Source organism: Spirosoma sp. KUDC1026 (assembly GCF_013375035.1).
Classification (GTDB): Bacteria; Bacteroidota; Bacteroidia; order Cytophagales; family Spirosomataceae; genus Spirosoma.
The window spans coordinates 4419091-4435740 of the sequence record NZ_CP056032.1 but is presented as its reverse complement, the minus strand read 5'-3'; the positions used below and the strand labels follow the sequence as shown (position 1 = coordinate 4435740).

Genomic DNA, 16650 nt, shown 5'->3' with positions numbered 1-16650 from the left:
ATTTCCGCTACGCCCGGGCAATAGTGGGGGCTTTCGGCTGCCGTCGGGCCATGGCCTGGGCGATAATACTGGCAATGATCAGTTGCAGGGCGTGGTACATCATAATAGGTAGTAAAGCCACGCCGGCCACTGTTGACGGGAACAGGACGTTCGCCATTACGCTGCCCTGCACCAGCGATTTCTTGGAGCCGCAGAACAGGGCCGTAATCCGATCTTCCCGACTAAATCCCAGCGAACGGCTTAAGCCCATAATCAAACCCATCACCAGGAAAAACAGCGCGAGCAGAATGGCTGCCAGCCCGAGCAGGTCCGCAGCCGAGTAGCCCGCGAACAGATTTCGGGTGAAGGATTCGCAGAAGGCCGTGTACACGATCAGCAGAATAGTGAACTGGTCGAAGTAACGGAGCGCCGTCTTGTGCCGTTCGGCAAACCAGCCCAGTTTCCGGTTCAGCAGCAGACCCAGCACGACCGGCACAATCACCTGAATCGACAGTTTGACGATAACGCCAGCTAAATCGTACTGGCCGTCGTTGCCCGTCAGCAAAACACTCATCCACAGGGGCGTGACAAATACACCGATCAGGCTGGAGATACTGGCGTTAAAAATAGCGGCCGGGATATTGCCCCCCGCAATGGACACCATCACTACCGAGGACGATACCGTGGAGGGTAGGGCCGCTACGTAGAACAGGCCCAGCCAGAGTAGTTCCGTGTCGGGCGTCATGAACAGGGAGCGGGCACCCAGTACGATGGCCGGAAACAGCACGAATGTTGTGAGGTGAATCAGCAGATGAAGCCGATGATTCAGGAGACCCGCCCTGAGCTGATCGAAGTTGAGCCGCAGGCCGTAAAAAAAGAAAATAAGCGAAACGCCGTAGGTTGCCAGCGTCGATAGGCTGAAGAAGCCTTCCTGAATGCCCGGTTCGGGCCAGAGCTTGGCCAGACCAATCATGGCCAGCAGCGCCAGGATAAACCAGTCGAGGCCAACGCGGGCCAGCAGCGCAGGTAACGAAGTTTTTGCCATAAGAACGTAACGGGTTCGGTCCCTTTTTCGTTTTATCCAGCAACGGGCTTTACGAAGACGTCCGGCTTTTCGAATCAGTTCCTATGCACACCTCAATCAGTATGTTCGTTCGTCATATTCTTGCTCTTTTTGTTGTTTTTCTGGCTGCCAGCCTGACTACCTGGGCGCAGGATACAACCCTGCTCTACCGGATGACAGGCCCTGGTCTGACGCAGCCGTCGTACTTGTATGGTACGTTTCATCTGTTGTGCCCCAACGATTTACAGATTACCCCTGCCACTGAAAACGCGATTCATGGCGCCCAACAGATGTACCTGGAACTGGACCTGGATGATCCCGCGATGATGGCGCAGATGCAAAAATCAATGTTCATGACCGGTGGCAAAACCACAAAAGACCTGCTGTCTGCCGAGGATTATACCCTGCTGGATAATTACCTGAAAAAAAATATTCAGATCGGGCTGGCACAGGTGGGTGGATTGAAACCCATCGGGCTCTTGTCGCTGATGTACATGAGCATGCTGAGCTGCCAGCCTGCTTCCTACGACATGACCTTTGCCCAGATGGCAGGTAAGGACAAGAAGGAAGTGCTCGGCCTGGAAACGATTGATGACCAGCTGGCCGCCCTCGATAAAATTCCGTTGGAAGACCAGTTGAAAGGGATTGTCGACATGGCCAAAAAGCCAGACGAAGCCAAAGCCGAGTTCGCGCAGTTTCTGAACGTCTATAAAACCCACGATGTCGCCAGGCTAACGGCAGCCATGAAGGAAAGCAAGTTCGACGCGGGGGCCAACGAATACGAAAACAGCCTGCTTCGGGACCGGAACCTGCGTTGGATTCCGGTTATCGAGAAAGCCGCCAAAGCCAAGCCGACGTTTTTCGCGTTCGGAGCCGGCCACCTAGGTGGAGAACAGGGCGTGCTTACCCTGCTTCGCCAGAAAGGGTATACCGTAACGCCCGTAAACTGACGTTATTTTTTAAAGTTCAGGGCTTTGACGGGCTGAATCCGGTTGATGATCAGCGTGGGGAGCCAGAGCACCATGGCGATCAGAACAATGGCAGCCCCGTTTAGGATTAGAATTGTCGGCCAGTCCCAGACAATGGGAACGTAATTCATGAAGTAATTCTTGGGGTCGAGCGGAATCAGCTTGAAACGGTCCTGAATGAAGCACAATCCCAGTCCCACTACGTCACCAATCAGCAAGCCCCAGCCAACCATATTGAGACCTACGAAGACGAACATACGCCGGATTAGCTGGTTGGTGCCGCCCAGCGCTTTCAGTAGACCGATCATGGGTGTGCGCTCCATCATCAGCACCAGCAGGACCGATACCATGTTGAACGAAGCTACGAACGTGATCAGGCCGAGTAAAATTTCCATATTCCGGTCCAGCAGAATCATCCAGTCGAACAGGGGCCGGTACTGATCCGTAACGGTAGTCAGCCGCATGTTCGAATCCAGCCGCTCGAACAGCGATCGGCGCATGGCTGCCAACTGACTAAAATCATCGATGAAAATTTCGTAGCTGCCTACCGAGTCGGCGCTCCATCGATTCAGCTTCTGGATCAGCCGGATATCGCCCAGGGCAATGGTTTTATCCACTTCCTCCAATCCCGTTTCGTAAATGCCGGTGACGGTCATTTTCCGGGCGCGGGGGGGATTGCTCAGAAAATAAAGGGGGACGGTTTCGCCGACTTTTAACTGCAGTTGGTTGGCCATGTATTGACTGATCAGGATCTGGGTCGAGGCCGTATCAGCTCCTACCGTAGGAACGGTCCCCGCCACCAGCGACTCCCGCAGCAGGGTCCAGTCGTAGTCGGAGCCGACGCCTTTCAGCACTACTCCCGACAGTTCGTCTTTCGTTTTCAGGATACCCGCTTTGATTCCGATCGCCTGAATATGACGGACGCCGGGAATCTTGTCGCGGTTTCGGTACAGATCAGTATCGAGTGAAAGGGGCGATTCGGCGTAGGAAACGTTGTTGCTGAATTTCGTGACCTGCAGGTGCGCACCAAACAGAAAGATCTTTTGCTGAATTGTACTTTTAAAGCCAAACAATACCGCAAAGGCAACCAGCAAAATACCCAGCCCCAGCGCAATGCTGACGATGCCGACGCGGGTAACTGTGGCCGAAAAGCTGCCTTCAGGCGCATTTCGTACTTTGCGGGCAAGAAAAAGGGGGACGTTCAACGTAGTGGTCAGTTTGCTAAATCAACGAACAGAACCCGAAAAGCGTTAGAAAAACCGGCTTTTTTTAGGCGAAAGGAGTCCGTCTCCGTTAGACGGCTTTGTTCGACAGCGTAAAATTAAGAAGCTGGTTGAATTAATCGCTTTGGCCGCTAAGCGCGTCTTTTTGCTGCCAACTGCGTTCCTTTTCTCGCTCGTAGCACAGCTACGCGCTCGAAAAGTGCCTTGTTGACAACAAAAATCCACTACTTTTCGGCCTAAATCGCTAACTCAAACAGCTTCTAAGAGTTTTGTAGAAGGTGCTCTCAACATACGCTTATGACTTCATTGCGGAAAATTCTGTTTATCAGCCTTGCCTTCATCTTCGCTCTAAGTGGGGCCGAGCCCAGCCGGGCGCAGTCCGGTAAAGCGGTTCAAGCCCCGGTTGAGCCCGGTGCGTGGCAAACGGACCTGTATTTACCCGCCCTGAAAGGTAAACGCGTCGGCATGATTGTTAACCAGACCTCAACACTGGGTAAGCGGCACCTGGTCGATTCGCTCTCGTCGATGGGTGTGTCGATCACCACAATTTTCTCGCCCGAGCACGGTTTCCGGGGGCAGGCCAGCGCGGGCGAAAAAGTAGCCAGCAGCCGCGATCCGCAAACCGGAATCAGTATTGTTTCGCTCTATGGCAAGAACTATAAACCGACATCTGCCCAGCTCGACTCCCTGGACGTACTGGTCTTTGATATACAGGACGTCGGCACCCGCTTCTACACCTACATCAGTACCCTGCATTACGTCATGGAGGCCTGCGCCGAGGTGGGGAAACCACTGATCGTGCTCGACCGGCCAAACCCGAACGGTCATTACGTTGATGGCCCGGTGCTGGACCCGAAGTTCAAGTCGTTCGTGGGCATGCATCCCATACCGGTGGTTCATGGGTTGACTATTGGCGAACTGGCCCGAATGATCAACGGCGAAAACTGGCTGGGGGGCGGTAAAGTCACGCAGCTCACGGTAATTCCCGTCAGGAACTACACTCACCAGACGCCTTATACGTTGCCCATTCCGCCTTCTCCCAATCTGCCGAATCAGCAGTCCATTCTGCTTTACCCGTCGTTATGCCTCTTCGAAGGAACTGTTGTGAGCGTAGGACGGGGCACCGACAAGCAGTTTCAGGTAATTGGATCACCCAACCCGAAAAACGGACCGTATCAGTTCACGCCCGTCGACAAGGCGGGTGCTATCAATCCACCCCAGGAAGGAAAACTTTGCTATGGGCTGGACCTGTCGGGAATAGATGCCTATAAACTGGGCTTCTCGCTGAAATACATCATCGACTTCTACCAGAAAGCGCCGGACAAAAACAAGTATTTCCTGGGTACGAACTTTCTCGACAAACTCTACGGCAGCGACCAACTGCGGCTGCAGCTGGAAGCGGGTGTGCCGGAAAGCAAAATTCGCCAGAGCTGGCAGCCGGCGCTGACTGCTTACAAAACAATGCGAAAAAAGTACCTGTTGTACCCTTAACGAACCAGAAACAGCGTTACTGAGGTAGGAAGTGTGACTGTCAGTTGGGGAGCGGGTAACTTGTGAAGCGATTTCTGATTATCTTCTTCGTTGGAATTAGTTTATGGCCCGGGTTAATCCGGGCGCAGGTGTCGGTAGTACTTGAGCAGTGGCCCGCCCGGCTGCAGCTCTACCCCCGCGATCAGAATAGCCAGTGTGCCGTGCCGATTACCGGGCGCGTAACAGACCGGTCGGCAGTTGGTGTATCATTGCTGGTAACCCGCAATCAGCAGCCGTACCAGTACGCCTACGTGCGCGTCGATTCCGTGACTGGCCGTTTTTCTTTTCTTCCTTTTATCAAAGCTGAACGTAGTGAGTACGGTTTTCAGCTGACTGGCCATCGGGCAGCGGGCGACTCAGTACGTATTGCCGTGCGCGACAGCATTGTTTGCGGGGACGTTTTCCTGATCATGGGCCAGTCGAACGCTATTGGTCGGTTCGAAGGCTACCGGAATGAGTTCTGCCGAACGTTTGGCGTTAATAACGGCAATCGCGTCTATAACCCTGCCGATACGGCCTGGTGTCTCAGTAACACCACCGAAGGCGATAATGCATTATGGGGCGTTGAACTTCAGCGGCTTATCCTGGAGCAACAGGGTGTTCCAACGGCTATCATTAACGGGGCGGCTGGGTCAACGGCTATCTACGACCACACCAATCGTGGAGGGAGCGATTTAAGCAATTTATACGGCCGACTCCTGTACCGGGCTCGTAAGGCGGGCGTTTCCAACCAGGTCAAAGCCATGATCTGGCGGCAGGGCGAGGCCGAAGCGGCTGGCAATGCCGATCAGTACGCTCAACTATTTCCGCAACTCTATGGCTACTGGAAGCAGGATTATCCCGGCATAAAACGGGTCTATCATTCGCAGTTGAACCTACTAAGGGACGAGGTCATTAAAGCAGGTGCCGTCCGTGACTACCAGCGCCGATCGGGGAGTACTTTTCCGGATAATGTACCTATTGCTACGGTAGGTCTACCCGCTTATCAGGGGCTGCATTACGGCGAAGCAGCCTATCGTCAGTTTGGCACTGAATTGTATCGGCTCGTGGCCCGCGACTTCTACGGCGCTACAGATACCAGCAACATTCAGTCACCCAACGTACAGCGTATTTATTACGGCACACCCGAACAGGACGAGATTGTAATCGAATTTGAACCGGGACAGGAGATGCGCTGGCCCGCCGATACGACGGTTACGAATCCCGCTAATGCACACCGGTACTCGCTGAGTTTACGGGATCTGATCTATACCGATTACCCGTACGGCGAAACGGGACTGGTCAGAACCGTAACGGAGGAAGGCAACCGACTGCGGCTTAAACTAAGCAAAGCCACGACGGGGCAAAACCTGACGTACCTGCCGTCGTATTACCGGGATTCTGAATTAGGCTATTTCGCCGGGCCAACCATTAAAAATCGGCGGGGTGTACGGGCATTGACATTTTATCAGGTTCCCATCAATCCACCGCTGCCCGTCGCCGATCTGCGGGCTATGCCGGTCGATACCAGCGCCATTCAACTGTTCTGGAGTAACATAAACAGCAACACGGCTCCGGCGGACGAATGGGTGCTGGAGCGCGCCGACAGCACTGGTGCGTTTATTCAGTTGGCCCGGTTGACCGGCAGCACGTCGACGTACCTGGATGCCAGGACCGAAGCGTTACAGATTGGCAGAGTTTATCAGTATCGGATTCGCTCGTTCGGGAAACAGGCCGTAGCTGATTACTCACCTGTAGCGACAGCCTCCATGCGGTTGGTACTCAGCACCGAAGAGGAGATAGCTCAACTGGTACGTCTGTATCCTAATCCCGCTCAGGATCTGGTACAGCTTCAGATTTCGGCTCCCTGGCAGCGCGAAACGCTGACCGTAACGGTTTATAACGACGCCGGACGCACGCTGCTGCAAACCAAGGGACGCCCTCAGAATGGTCTTCTCTCGATATCGGTAAACAGTCTGGCCACGGGGCTGTACACGGTGCGCGTTCAGGCAAAATCTGGTCAGGCACAGCGCCGGTTACTCATCAGTCACTGAGTGGGTTGGTTACGTCAAAACGGATAAGAAACTGTTTGAGTTAGCGATTTGAGTCGGAAATCTGTGAATTTTGGTCTTGGACTGCGGGCGCTTTTAGAACGCGCAGCCGTAGCTACGGACGAAAAAAGGAATGCTGTCCAAGGCTAAAGTTCGCGCTTTGTGGCCAGAGCGATTAACTCAAACAGCTTCTAAACCAACCGAGCGTATCGAAAAATGCCCTAACTTTGCATTTTAGAGACCAATTCATGGCCACCGAACAAATTCTGATTCTGGATTTTGGTTCGCAGTACACGCAACTGATTGCCCGCCGGGTACGCGAACTGAACGTTTACTGCGAAATCCATCCCTATAATCACCTCCCAACTATCAGCGCCGACGTCAAAGGCATTATCCTGTCTGGTAGCCCATCTTCCGTCCGTGATGCTGATGCTCCTGAAGTGCATCTGGCCGAGTTCCGTCACAAACTACCGGTTCTGGGCGTGTGCTACGGGGCGCAATTGCTGGCGCATACCAGTGGGGGCGAGGTAAAAGCATCCGCCATTCGTGAATACGGCCGGGCAAAGCTGGGTACGGTCAACAGCGAAAGCCCACTGATGAAAGGCATTGACCAGCACTCGCAGGTCTGGATGTCGCACGCTGACACGATTACGAGCGTTCCTGACAATTTCGAAATCATTGCGTCGACGGATACCGTTCGGGTAGCGGCTTTCCAGGTCGCGGGTGAGCAGACTTACGGCATTCAGTTCCACCCCGAGGTGACTCACTCCCTGCAGGGCAAAGCCTTGCTGCAGAACTTCGTGGTCGACATCTGCGGCTGTGCGCAGGACTGGACGGCCGAGTCGTTCGTCGAAACGACCGTAGCCCAACTGAAAGAAAAGATCGGCGACGATAAAGTGGTATTGGGTCTGTCGGGTGGTGTTGATTCATCCGTAGCGGCTATGCTGATTCACCAGGCAATCGGTAAGAATCTGTACTGCATATTCGTTGATAACGGCGTATTGCGGAAAGACGAGTTTTCGGGCGTTCTGGAATCGTACGAAACGCTGGGTCTGAACGTAAAAGGCGTTGATGCCAAAGATCAGTTCTACACCGCCCTGGCCGGGCTGACAGATCCCGAAGCGAAACGGAAAGCTATCGGCAAAACCTTCATCGACGTATTCGATCAGGAAGCGCATCTGGTTGAGGATGTTTCCTGGCTAGGTCAGGGAACAATTTATCCCGACGTTATCGAATCGGTATCGGTAAAAGGACCGTCGGCAACGATCAAATCGCACCACAACGTAGGTGGTCTGCCTGACTTCATGAAACTGAAAGTTGTGGAGCCCCTCAATACGCTGTTCAAAGACGAAGTTCGTGCCGTTGGTCGGACGATGGGGCTGCCCGAAGCCATTCTGGGGCGCCACCCATTTCCAGGTCCTGGCCTGGCCATCCGGATTCTGGGTGATGTAACGCCTGAGAAAGTTGATATTCTACAACAGGTTGATGCGTTGTTCATCGACGGCCTGAAGCGTGAAGGACTTTACGACAAAGTCTGGCAGGCGGGTGCTATGCTGCTGCCCGTGCAGTCGGTTGGCGTCATGGGTGACGAGCGTACGTACGAACGGGTGGTGGCGCTACGGGCTGTAACGAGCGTTGATGGTATGACCGCCGATTGGGCGCACCTGCCGTACGAATTTCTAGCCGACGTATCGAACGAAATTATCAACCGCGTAAAAGGTGTTAACCGAGTTGTGTACGATATATCGTCGAAACCACCGGCTACCATCGAGTGGGAATAAGCCCACGGGAAGCATAACATAGCATAACATCCAAATACGACGAGGGCGCCCCAGTCAGGGTCGCCCTCGTCGTATTTGGATATTTGTAGTAAACCAGATCGAAACCCGGTAGCGGTCTTCAATAGACCATTTTCAAGTGCTACCAGTCAGACTGGTCGCTGTTTCATAACGTTGATATAGGTACTCTGAATTTGTATGGATTGTGCAATTGACAGTCCGTACGGGGCACTAGTTGAACTTCAGCGCTTGGTCGGCTTGGTTGATGCCGCTTTTCGTCGCGTCAGCTACGTTGTCCACTGTATTGTTGTAATCCGTTTTTGCTTTCGATTTGTCAGTCTCGTAGGCCGATTTTGCTTCGTTTTTGTACTGATCCAGTTTGCCTTCTGCTTTTCCTTTTGCCTCGTAAGCCTTCGCTTTTACGTCGTCAACTTTCTGTTCTGCCTGACCCAAGAGTTGATTGAACTGATCCTGTAGCTCTGCGACGCCTTCGTCCCATTGGTTTTTCAGATCGTTTGCGTCACTTACCAGTTTTTCGCGGGTCTCTTTACCACTGCGTGGTGCCGTCAGATAACCAATAACCAGACCTGCTACGACACCTCTGATGAAACTTGCCATGATAGTGTTTTTATAGTGTTGAGTTATGCCTTTCCTTTTGTAAAAAACATGCCAGCCTTGTTTATGAGAATTAATCGACTGAACAATAGGTAGTTAATTACTAATGCCAATTTTGTGTGCGGTGTTGAATTGAGGAAGTGTGTCTACAATGCTGGGTAATCTGCCCCCGAGTTACCCAATTGTCTCAAGTTTGATAAGGGTATATAAAGCAAGATGAACTCCCCTCTAAAGCGAACGGCCCACCAACACTGGTGGGCCGTTCGCTTTGGGATGAATACCATGAACTAGCGTTTCTCGGCGATGACTTCTTTAATATCGCTAATAATTTTCTCGGCCAGGTAGTCGGCGGTGGCCAGCGTATTGGATTCGGAATAAATCCGGATGATGGGTTCTGTATTTGATTTTCGCAGATGAACCCACTCTTTATCGAACTCGATCTTGACCCCATCAACCGTGCTGGTTGGATTACGCGAGTACTTCGACTGGATGCGGCTCAGCACGGCGTCAACGTCGATATTGGGTGTCAGCTCGATCTTGTTTTTTGAGATGTAATAATTCGGGTAAGTCCGGCGTAATATGGAAGCTGATTTACCCGATTTAGCCAGATGGCTCAGAAAGAGCGCAATACCGACCAGCGCATCGCGTCCATAGTGCAGGTCCGGGTAAATGATCCCTCCGTTGCCTTCGCCCCCAATAACGGCGTCTTTTTCGCGCATCATCTCAACAACGTTGACTTCGCCAACAGCCGACGCAAAGTGCTGGGCGCCGTACTTCTGCGTTACGTCGCGTAGGGCTACGGTACTCGACAGATTGGAAACAGTGTTCCCGATATTGCCGCTTTTCAGGACGTAGTCTGCCACAGCGACCAGGGTGTATTCTTCACCAAAAGGCGAACCGTCTTCGCAGATCAGTGCGAGCCGATCTACATCCGGATCAACAACAATACCCAGATCGGCCTGTCCTTTTTCCATCTCCTTGATGATGTCGCGCAGGTTTTCGGGCAGCGGTTCGGGGTTGTGGGCAAAGTTGCCCGTTGGATCGCAGTGGAGTTTGGTGATCTGCTCGACCCCCAGCGCATTTAACAGCATCGGGACGGCCAGGCCCCCCGTTGAGTTAATGGCATCGACTACCACCCGGAAATTCCGGCTGGCGATGGCGTCTTTATCGACCAGAGGCAGAGCCAGAATCTGATCGATATGTTTTTGCAGCCACGTATCGTCGAACCGGTATTTTCCCAGCTTCCGCACATCCGCAAAGGAAACGGCCAGGTTGGCACTGGCGGTTGGGTCACCCATTGCTTCGGCGATGGCCAGTACCTTCTCACCGTCCTGCGCCGAAATAAATTCGCCGTTTTCGTTCAGTAATTTCAGCGCATTCCATTGGATGGGGTTATGGCTGGCCGTCAGGATTATACCACCGGCTGCCTGCTCGCCTACTACGGCCAGTTCGACGGTTGGCGTGGTGGACAGGCCCAGATCGAGGATGTCCAGACCCAGTCCCTGCAGGGTACCAACCACGAGCCGGGAAACCATGTCGCCCGACAGACGCCCGTCGCGGCCAATAACGACCGTTGCCTGATTGGGTTGACGCTGACGTAGCCATTGGCCAAAGGCAGCCGTAAATTTAATGATGTCCACAGGTGTTAGCCCATCTCCGCTGAGCCCCCCAATCGTTCCACGAATGCCGGAAATTGACTTTATTAATGCCACGTTATGGTTTACTAATGAATAATCGTATCTGGTGCAAAGATAGTCGGAGTTCGGGCTTCTCAGCCAGTCGGAACAAGGCTATTATTTGAAGGGATAAGCCGGTCGAAAACTATATACCGAAAATACCTGCTCTTTATTCTATACGGATATCTCCGAATATACGTTCAACTAATGAACGTACACTTTTTTGATGGCATTTATTGACCGAGTTCTCCAGAAACCGTCCTACGGCTGGAGTAATGAGCAAGGGGAATTGATCATTCCTACAACCAGGCAACTTTTCCGAGAAGCTTTTTCACGAATAAATATATTCAGCACTCGGAAGAACTGGGTTTCAGGAATAAGCTGGTTGATGGCCCTTTGTCTATTGCCATTCGCTGCCCTGGCCTTTTTTAAATACTTTACATTTCCGCTGTTTGCGGTTGCATTCGTGTATAGCATCATGGTGATGAGTACCCACGCAACCATCTGGTTTCATCGCTACAGTACGCATAAAGCCTATACGTTCAGTCATCCGATATGGCGGTTCATTACCCAGAACCTGGTGCTGAAAACGTTTCCGGAGGAGATTTACGTAGTTTCTCACCACGTCCACCATGCTAAATCGGATGAGCCGGGCGACCCGTATAATGCCAGAGGTGGATTTATGTACTGCATGTTGTCGGACGTGAATCACCAGAGTATTGCCAAAGACCTGACCGAGGACGAGTACAGAAAGACGGCAGGCTTCTTAAGCCATACGGGCGTGCAGATCAATAACTACGCATCGTATTTGAAATGGGGGTCTGTTGCATCACCTTATTATACAGTCGGGTTATGGCTACTAAACTGGTCGTTCTGGTTTACCGTCTTTTTCCTGATTGGCGGACCGGGTCTGGCGTGTGCGCTATTTACGGGTGCTCTGTTCTGGTTTGTTCTGGTACGTGCCTTTAATTATACGGGACATGGCAAGGGGGAAGAAAAGCATGTAGAAGGCGTTGATTTTGATCGCCGTAACCTTTCGTTGAATCAGACGCGACCGGGCATTTTTTCCGGCGAATGGCACAACAATCACCATCTTTATCCCAGCAGCGCCCGGGCGGGTTTCCTGCGGTTTCAGATAGACTTTGCGTGGATGTATATTTTTGGTCTCTATAAACTTGGCATGGTCTCGTCGTACCGGGACAGCAAAAGTGACTTCCTCAAAAAATACGTCAATTCGACGGACAGGTAATAACTGTTTCGTCCTGTACCGACAATAGGCTACATAATAAACGCGGGGATGATTTTCTGAATCATCCCCGCGTTTATTATGTAGATTGCTACTGATCAGCCGGTTATTCAAAGACGAGTTCGGCCCGTAGTGTGGAGTTTGCCTGTCCAACAAAGGTGCCGCTGATCGGGGCAGCCAGTTCAGGCTGGGCGGTCGACGTCAGAAAAATATGCCGGTTCACGACAACAGTACCTTCCGTTGGGTCGAAGCCCCGCCAGCCCGCGCCGGGCAGGTAAACTTCGGCCCAGGCATGCAGCTGGTGTTCCTGCTGTGGATTACCGAACAGGTAACCGCTGACGAAACGGGCGGCAATACCCAGACTGCGGCAGGCTGCCATGAACAGCGTCGTGTAATCCCGGCAGGAACCCCGTTGTAGGGTAAGGGTCTGTTCGGGAGCAAACGGCGCTCCTACTTCCCTGACTTCATACTGAAACTGCCGGATGGTCTGGTTCAGCTCCATCAAAAAACTGGTTGTTTGCCAATTTGCTTTGGCGGCAATGTGCCGGGCCCAGGTTTCGACCCGTTCCGTTACGCCCACCCGCTCCAGATAGGGTTGCAACAGACTTTCGATCTGAGCCGGATAGCGAAAGGGAACCCACTGTGTTTCGAAGGGAAAAAGCACAAAATCGAAGGAGTTGAACTCGTCGGACTGGAGTTCAATCTCGGCCGTTACGTGCAGGTGATGCGTCGGGTGATTGAAATAAACGAGCTGCTGTACGTTGCCTTCAACGTCGATATTCTTAACAATACGCGACGGTTTTGGGTCAATCGTCAGCTGATACCGTACCAATCGCTGATACGGATACGCGCGGGGATACAGATACAACGTCTGCGGCCCGAGCGCAACCGGATAATCGTAGGAATACTCGGAAGTGTGCCGAACGTGTAAGTGCATAGTGAGTGAACCGGAAAACCCCGTAGGTGTCTGGCGTACTAAGTTGACTAGTTGCCCTGACTTTGGTAACGAACTGCCTTGACTTTATCGAAAATGGGATCCATCCACGACGATGGTAATTTTTGCACCGAATTGCTCAGCAAAGCGCTCCACTGCTGCGAAACTTTGTCCATATCCTCTTTTTCGAGCCGGTATTCGGTCATGTGAAAGCTGTCTTTCGGATAGACGACAACATCCAGGGGATAGTCTACATCATTGGCGCTGACCCGTGTCGCGTCGAATGCCAGAAAGCCGATTTTCAGGGCATCCTGCAGGCTGGTGTCGTAGGCCAGATTCCGGAACAGCAGAGGTTTGCCGTAGCCCGAGTTACCAATGATTTTGAAGGGTGATCCATGATCAACCTCAACCCAGTTTCCTTCCGGATAGAGCATATAGAGCTTATGCTCTTCGTCATCTTCCAGCTGACCGCCCACAATAGCGTTGAGGTTAAAATTCAAACCATTAGCGATGAGGGATGTCTTGTCTTCCATTGCCACGCGCTTGACCTGTTCACCAAAGGCGTTGACGGCTTTATAGAGTTTGTTGAAGGAGCGGTCCTGTTCGGCCAGTACTTCCTTAAAGTACGTAATGGCTTTATCGCGTACCGAGCGAAGCCCGGATGTCATGATAAACAGCGAATGATTTTCGACTTCGTGAACGGAAATCTTACGGTTCGACGAAACTTCTGAACCCGATGTAAGTCGCGTATCCGCGATGGCAACCAGGCCCTCTGCGACCTTGATTCCTAAACAATATGTCATCCTTGGCAAGTAAGAATAGCAGGTTGTACTACCAACAAATATACTGGTTGCCCCCAGTATTGTTCGATGTCCCGCCGGTTCTTTTCAGAAAAAGATAAAGAAGGACTGGCAAATCAGCTTGCTCACCAAGGCGTTACTCCACGACCCGCAGATCGGTTCGGGCTTCGTCGTCTTCGCCTTTATCCAGTCCGTTGCCGGGGGTAGAATCCGGGTCGGGCTGGTCGGACGCAGTGATCTGGGCTGCGTTACTGATGGTACCCCGGCCAGTAACCCGGGCCACGAATGTTACGCTGACCGACTGATTTGGCGTGATCTGGCCGATGGTTGCGTTGATGGCTGAACCCTCCTGATTCATACCGCTGGCACCAACAAACTCCAGACCAGTGGGCAGCGGGTTCTGTATCCGGACGTTGGTTGCCGTTTGCCCGCCCAGGTTGTTGACTGTTAGTGTAAACGTAACGGGCTGGCCGGATTTGACAATCCGATTGCTCGCTTTCATGATCAGACTCAGATCGGCTTTGGCGGGGTCGGGTGCGGGCTGATTAGACTGGACACTGGCTAAGGGGATCTGATTGGGGTTGGGCGAGACAAATAGATCCGACGTTGACCGGTCGCTGCTGGTCCGTAAATCGGCCTGTGCGGTATCGTCCTGACCGTCGCCTGTTCCGGAGTTCGGCTGGCTATCGGGGTCCAGGTTCGTCTGGGCCGACAATTCCGCTGCGTTGAGATAATTGCCGGGCGCTGTCAGTCGGGCCACGTACTGAAGACTGACCGTACCGCCGGCCGGAACGGCTGCGATGGTACCGCTGACGGCACCATCGGCCAGACTCATGTTGGTCGATGACACGAACGCTACGTTAGCCGGCAGCCGGTTGCGAACGGTTGTGCTGGCGGCATCGCAGGTACTTTCATTACGTACGGTCAGGGTAAATCGAACCGTATCGCCGACAACAAGAGAGTGGCGACTGACGTCCAGCCTGAGACTCAGATCGGCGGTGGCCAGGTTAATGATTTTCGATACGCTGTTCGAGAGGCAGCCGTAAGCCGGGTGTTGCGCCTGCAGCGAGTAGATCCCCGCAGCCGTTACGGTAATGGATGGCGCAGTTACGCCCGTACTCCAGCGGTTTGGACCGTCGTAGCTGGAACTGAGCACCAGCCCCGTTGTGCGGCAGATTTCCGAAGAACCACCGGGAAGGCTGATGGTGGGCGTTCCCGGCCGAACCATCGAGGGCACCGTAACCGATGGCGGAAAAAACTGCCGTTTCTGCCCGTCGGTGATACGGGCGGAGTAGGAGCCAGCTCCTACCGTGAGGATTTTGTCTCCGCTACCAGTATTCCAGGCATAGCTATAGCCATCCGGCTGGGAAAGCGCCAGTTGCTGCCCATCTGCGCAGGTAATGCTGACCAGAGGTTGACTCTGCGCTTCGTAGGGCGTGATGCTCTGTAAAACATTGTCTGAAATAGCGTCTGCCCAGCGTTGGGCGGCTTTCACCTGACCCGTTGGCGAGTAGTGGATACCATCGGGCCGGTCTTCAAGCGACGTAATCTGATCGAGGTCGGGTCCCTGATACGTACGATACCCTGCGCGGCCAATTACCTGCGCCTGGGCCTGCCGAACGTTGTCGAAAGGAGCGCTGGCGAAGGACGACAGGGCAATAATCCAGGCCAGGTCGGGTTTGCTGAATTCGGCCCGCGATTTATCAATAACGCCATAGTGATGCATCAGAATGTCACTGGTCGCGTTGCCCCGGTCGTTTTCTCCATGATTGAGCAGCACCGCCCGGATACCTGTCGACACTACGTACAGATTCATCAGGTTACGCAGGTTGGCGTAGGGCATCCGGATGCTGTAATTAACAAAACCGTGCTCGAACGGAATATCGTAGGCGGCTTTGTAGTTGTGTTCCATGTTGGTGCCGCCAAAACCGGCGTTGTAGATCAGCACCGGGACGTTCATGCGCTGCACCAGCAGATCGCCCATGCGGCCCCAGAACCAGGCGATGCTGGCAAAAGGAGACATACCGCTACGGGTCAGCAACTGGCTAAAGGCCAGGCCAGGAAGGTACTGCGTCTGCGCAGTTAGTTCATACTGCCGGAATTCGGGCGTGCTCTGATCCAGACCAACAACCGTAACGCGGTCATCGGCGGCCCCATCAATCGTGGGGCAGCGGTCGGTCCCGCCGACGATGCAACTAGTACCCTGGGCATTGGAGTGGCCCACAATGGCCAATACTTCGCCCACGCCGAAACGCTCGACAGCATCGCTGGCTACAATCTGCCCGTTGCGGCTGCCACGAACCTCGATCCGGTACCAGCCCCCGCTGGCAACGATCTGGCCCTGAAACTGTCCATTGGCCAGCGTCTGAACCGGCGACCAGTCGGTAGACGTACCCTGTCCGACGGCTCTGGCTACGATCCGTGCCTCGACCATGTCGAATGCCTGTGCGTAGCTGCCCACAATCTGAATTGTTGCCTGATCATTGTTATTCCGCTGGATAACCATCCGGTCGACCGGAAATGTAACATCCAGTTGCGCAAACGCCTGCCCAAGTCCCCAACATATGGAGGCCCATAGTGTAATAAAAATGCGGTTACGTAGGTGTGAACTCATATAGTCAACTGGCATAAAAAATCAGTATCAATATAGATACCAAGATAAGTCGCATTGTCGAAATTTTATTTGTTTTCTGCCGATAGTATCTCCGTTGTTAGGTGATTTGACCCTGTAGCAGGTGTGCCTAGCTCCTTATAAAAGCCGCTTGGAGAGTAAGGCAAAACGATCGGGGAACTCAGTAGCTGGTCGGA

The 16650-nt window shown here is 53.1% G+C and carries 12 protein-coding genes; 5 read left to right on the top strand and 7 right to left on the bottom strand.

Annotation, left to right across the window (positions count from 1 at the left end; translation table 11 throughout):
• Positions 1–7: 7 nt before the first annotated feature.
• Positions 8–1024, bottom strand: a complete 1017-nt coding sequence (locus HU175_RS18540) for a bile acid:sodium symporter family protein (RefSeq protein ID WP_176567997.1) — start codon at positions 1022–1024, stop codon at positions 8–10.
• An 83-nt stretch (positions 1025–1107) separates the two neighbouring features.
• On the opposite strand from HU175_RS18540, the gene HU175_RS18535 reads away from it, so the two are divergent.
• On the top strand, positions 1108–1992 hold the full coding sequence (locus HU175_RS18535; protein ID WP_228724206.1) for a TraB/GumN family protein: 885 nt from the start codon (positions 1108–1110) through the stop codon (positions 1990–1992).
• A 2-nt stretch (positions 1993–1994) separates the two neighbouring features.
• On the opposite strand, the gene HU175_RS18530 is transcribed toward HU175_RS18535, so the two are convergent.
• Entirely contained in the window at positions 1995–3215 is a 1221-nt protein-coding gene (locus HU175_RS18530) for an ABC transporter permease (protein WP_176567996.1), read from the bottom strand.
• A gap of 315 nt (positions 3216–3530) precedes the next feature.
• On the opposite strand from HU175_RS18530, the gene HU175_RS18525 reads away from it, so the two are divergent.
• From HU175_RS18525 to guaA, 3 genes are all read left to right on the top strand, one after another.
• Entirely contained in the window at positions 3531–4724 is a 1194-nt protein-coding gene (locus tag HU175_RS18525) for an exo-beta-N-acetylmuramidase NamZ domain-containing protein (protein ID WP_176567995.1), read from the top strand.
• A gap of 62 nt (positions 4725–4786) precedes the next feature.
• On the top strand, positions 4787–6796 hold the full coding sequence (locus HU175_RS18520; protein ID WP_176567994.1) for a sialate O-acetylesterase: 2010 nt from the start codon (positions 4787–4789) through the stop codon (positions 6794–6796).
• Between the two features lie 245 nt (positions 6797–7041).
• Positions 7042–8574, top strand: coding sequence for a glutamine-hydrolyzing GMP synthase (gene guaA, locus HU175_RS18515; protein WP_176567993.1), 1533 nt, complete (start codon positions 7042–7044; stop codon positions 8572–8574).
• A gap of 228 nt (positions 8575–8802) precedes the next feature.
• On the opposite strand, the gene HU175_RS18510 is transcribed toward guaA, so the two are convergent.
• Both HU175_RS18510 and glmM read right to left on the bottom strand, forming a co-directional pair.
• Positions 8803–9189: a YtxH domain-containing protein gene (locus HU175_RS18510; protein WP_176567992.1), complete on the bottom strand. Its 387-nt coding sequence runs from the start codon at positions 9187–9189 to the stop codon at positions 8803–8805.
• A 284-nt stretch (positions 9190–9473) separates the two neighbouring features.
• Positions 9474–10898, bottom strand: a complete 1425-nt coding sequence (gene glmM, locus HU175_RS18505) for a phosphoglucosamine mutase (protein ID WP_176567991.1) — start codon at positions 10896–10898, stop codon at positions 9474–9476.
• A gap of 352 nt (positions 10899–11250) precedes the next feature.
• On the opposite strand from glmM, the gene HU175_RS18500 reads away from it, so the two are divergent.
• Positions 11251–12111, top strand: coding sequence for a fatty acid desaturase (locus tag HU175_RS18500; RefSeq protein ID WP_228724205.1), 861 nt, complete (start codon positions 11251–11253; stop codon positions 12109–12111).
• Positions 12112–12214: 103 nt separating this feature from the next.
• Here the strand turns inward: HU175_RS18500 and HU175_RS18495 are convergent, their stop codons facing one another.
• The 3 genes from HU175_RS18495 to HU175_RS18485 all read right to left on the bottom strand — a co-directional run bounded on the left by HU175_RS18495 (position 12215) and on the right by HU175_RS18485 (position 16456).
• Positions 12215–13045, bottom strand: coding sequence for a transglutaminase domain-containing protein (locus HU175_RS18495; RefSeq protein WP_176567989.1), 831 nt, complete (start codon positions 13043–13045; stop codon positions 12215–12217).
• A 47-nt stretch (positions 13046–13092) separates the two neighbouring features.
• Positions 13093–13845, bottom strand: coding sequence for a peptidase (locus tag HU175_RS18490; protein WP_176567988.1), 753 nt, complete (start codon positions 13843–13845; stop codon positions 13093–13095).
• 133 nt (positions 13846–13978) lie between these two features.
• Positions 13979–16456 carry a DUF11 domain-containing protein gene (locus tag HU175_RS18485; RefSeq protein ID WP_228724204.1) on the bottom strand — a complete coding sequence of 826 codons (2478 nt, stop codon included), beginning with the start codon at positions 16454–16456 and terminating at the stop codon, positions 13979–13981.
• Positions 16457–16650: the final 194 nt, after the last annotated feature.

Excerpts from the sequence above, each read along its gene's own strand:
- HU175_RS18540 (WP_176567997.1), bottom strand. The coding sequence starts at position 1,024 with ATGGCAAAAACTTCGTTACCTGCGCTGCTGGCCCGCGTTGGCCTCGAC.
- HU175_RS18535 (WP_228724206.1), top strand. The coding sequence starts at position 1,108 with ATGCACACCTCAATCAGTATGTTCGTTCGTCATATTCTTGCTCTTTTT.
- HU175_RS18525 (WP_176567995.1), top strand. The coding sequence starts at position 3,531 with ATGACTTCATTGCGGAAAATTCTGTTTATCAGCCTTGCCTTCATCTTC.
- guaA (WP_176567993.1), top strand. The coding sequence starts at position 7,042 with ATGGCCACCGAACAAATTCTGATTCTGGATTTTGGTTCGCAGTACACG.
- HU175_RS18510 (WP_176567992.1), bottom strand. The coding sequence starts at position 9,189 with ATGGCAAGTTTCATCAGAGGTGTCGTAGCAGGTCTGGTTATTGGTTAT.
- HU175_RS18500 (WP_228724205.1), top strand. The coding sequence starts at position 11,251 with ATGGCCCTTTGTCTATTGCCATTCGCTGCCCTGGCCTTTTTTAAATAC.
- HU175_RS18495 (WP_176567989.1), bottom strand. The coding sequence starts at position 13,045 with ATGCACTTACACGTTCGGCACACTTCCGAGTATTCCTACGATTATCCG.
- HU175_RS18490 (WP_176567988.1), bottom strand. The coding sequence starts at position 13,845 with ATGACATATTGTTTAGGAATCAAGGTCGCAGAGGGCCTGGTTGCCATC.
- HU175_RS18485 (WP_228724204.1), bottom strand. The coding sequence starts at position 16,456 with ATGAGTTCACACCTACGTAACCGCATTTTTATTACACTATGGGCCTCC.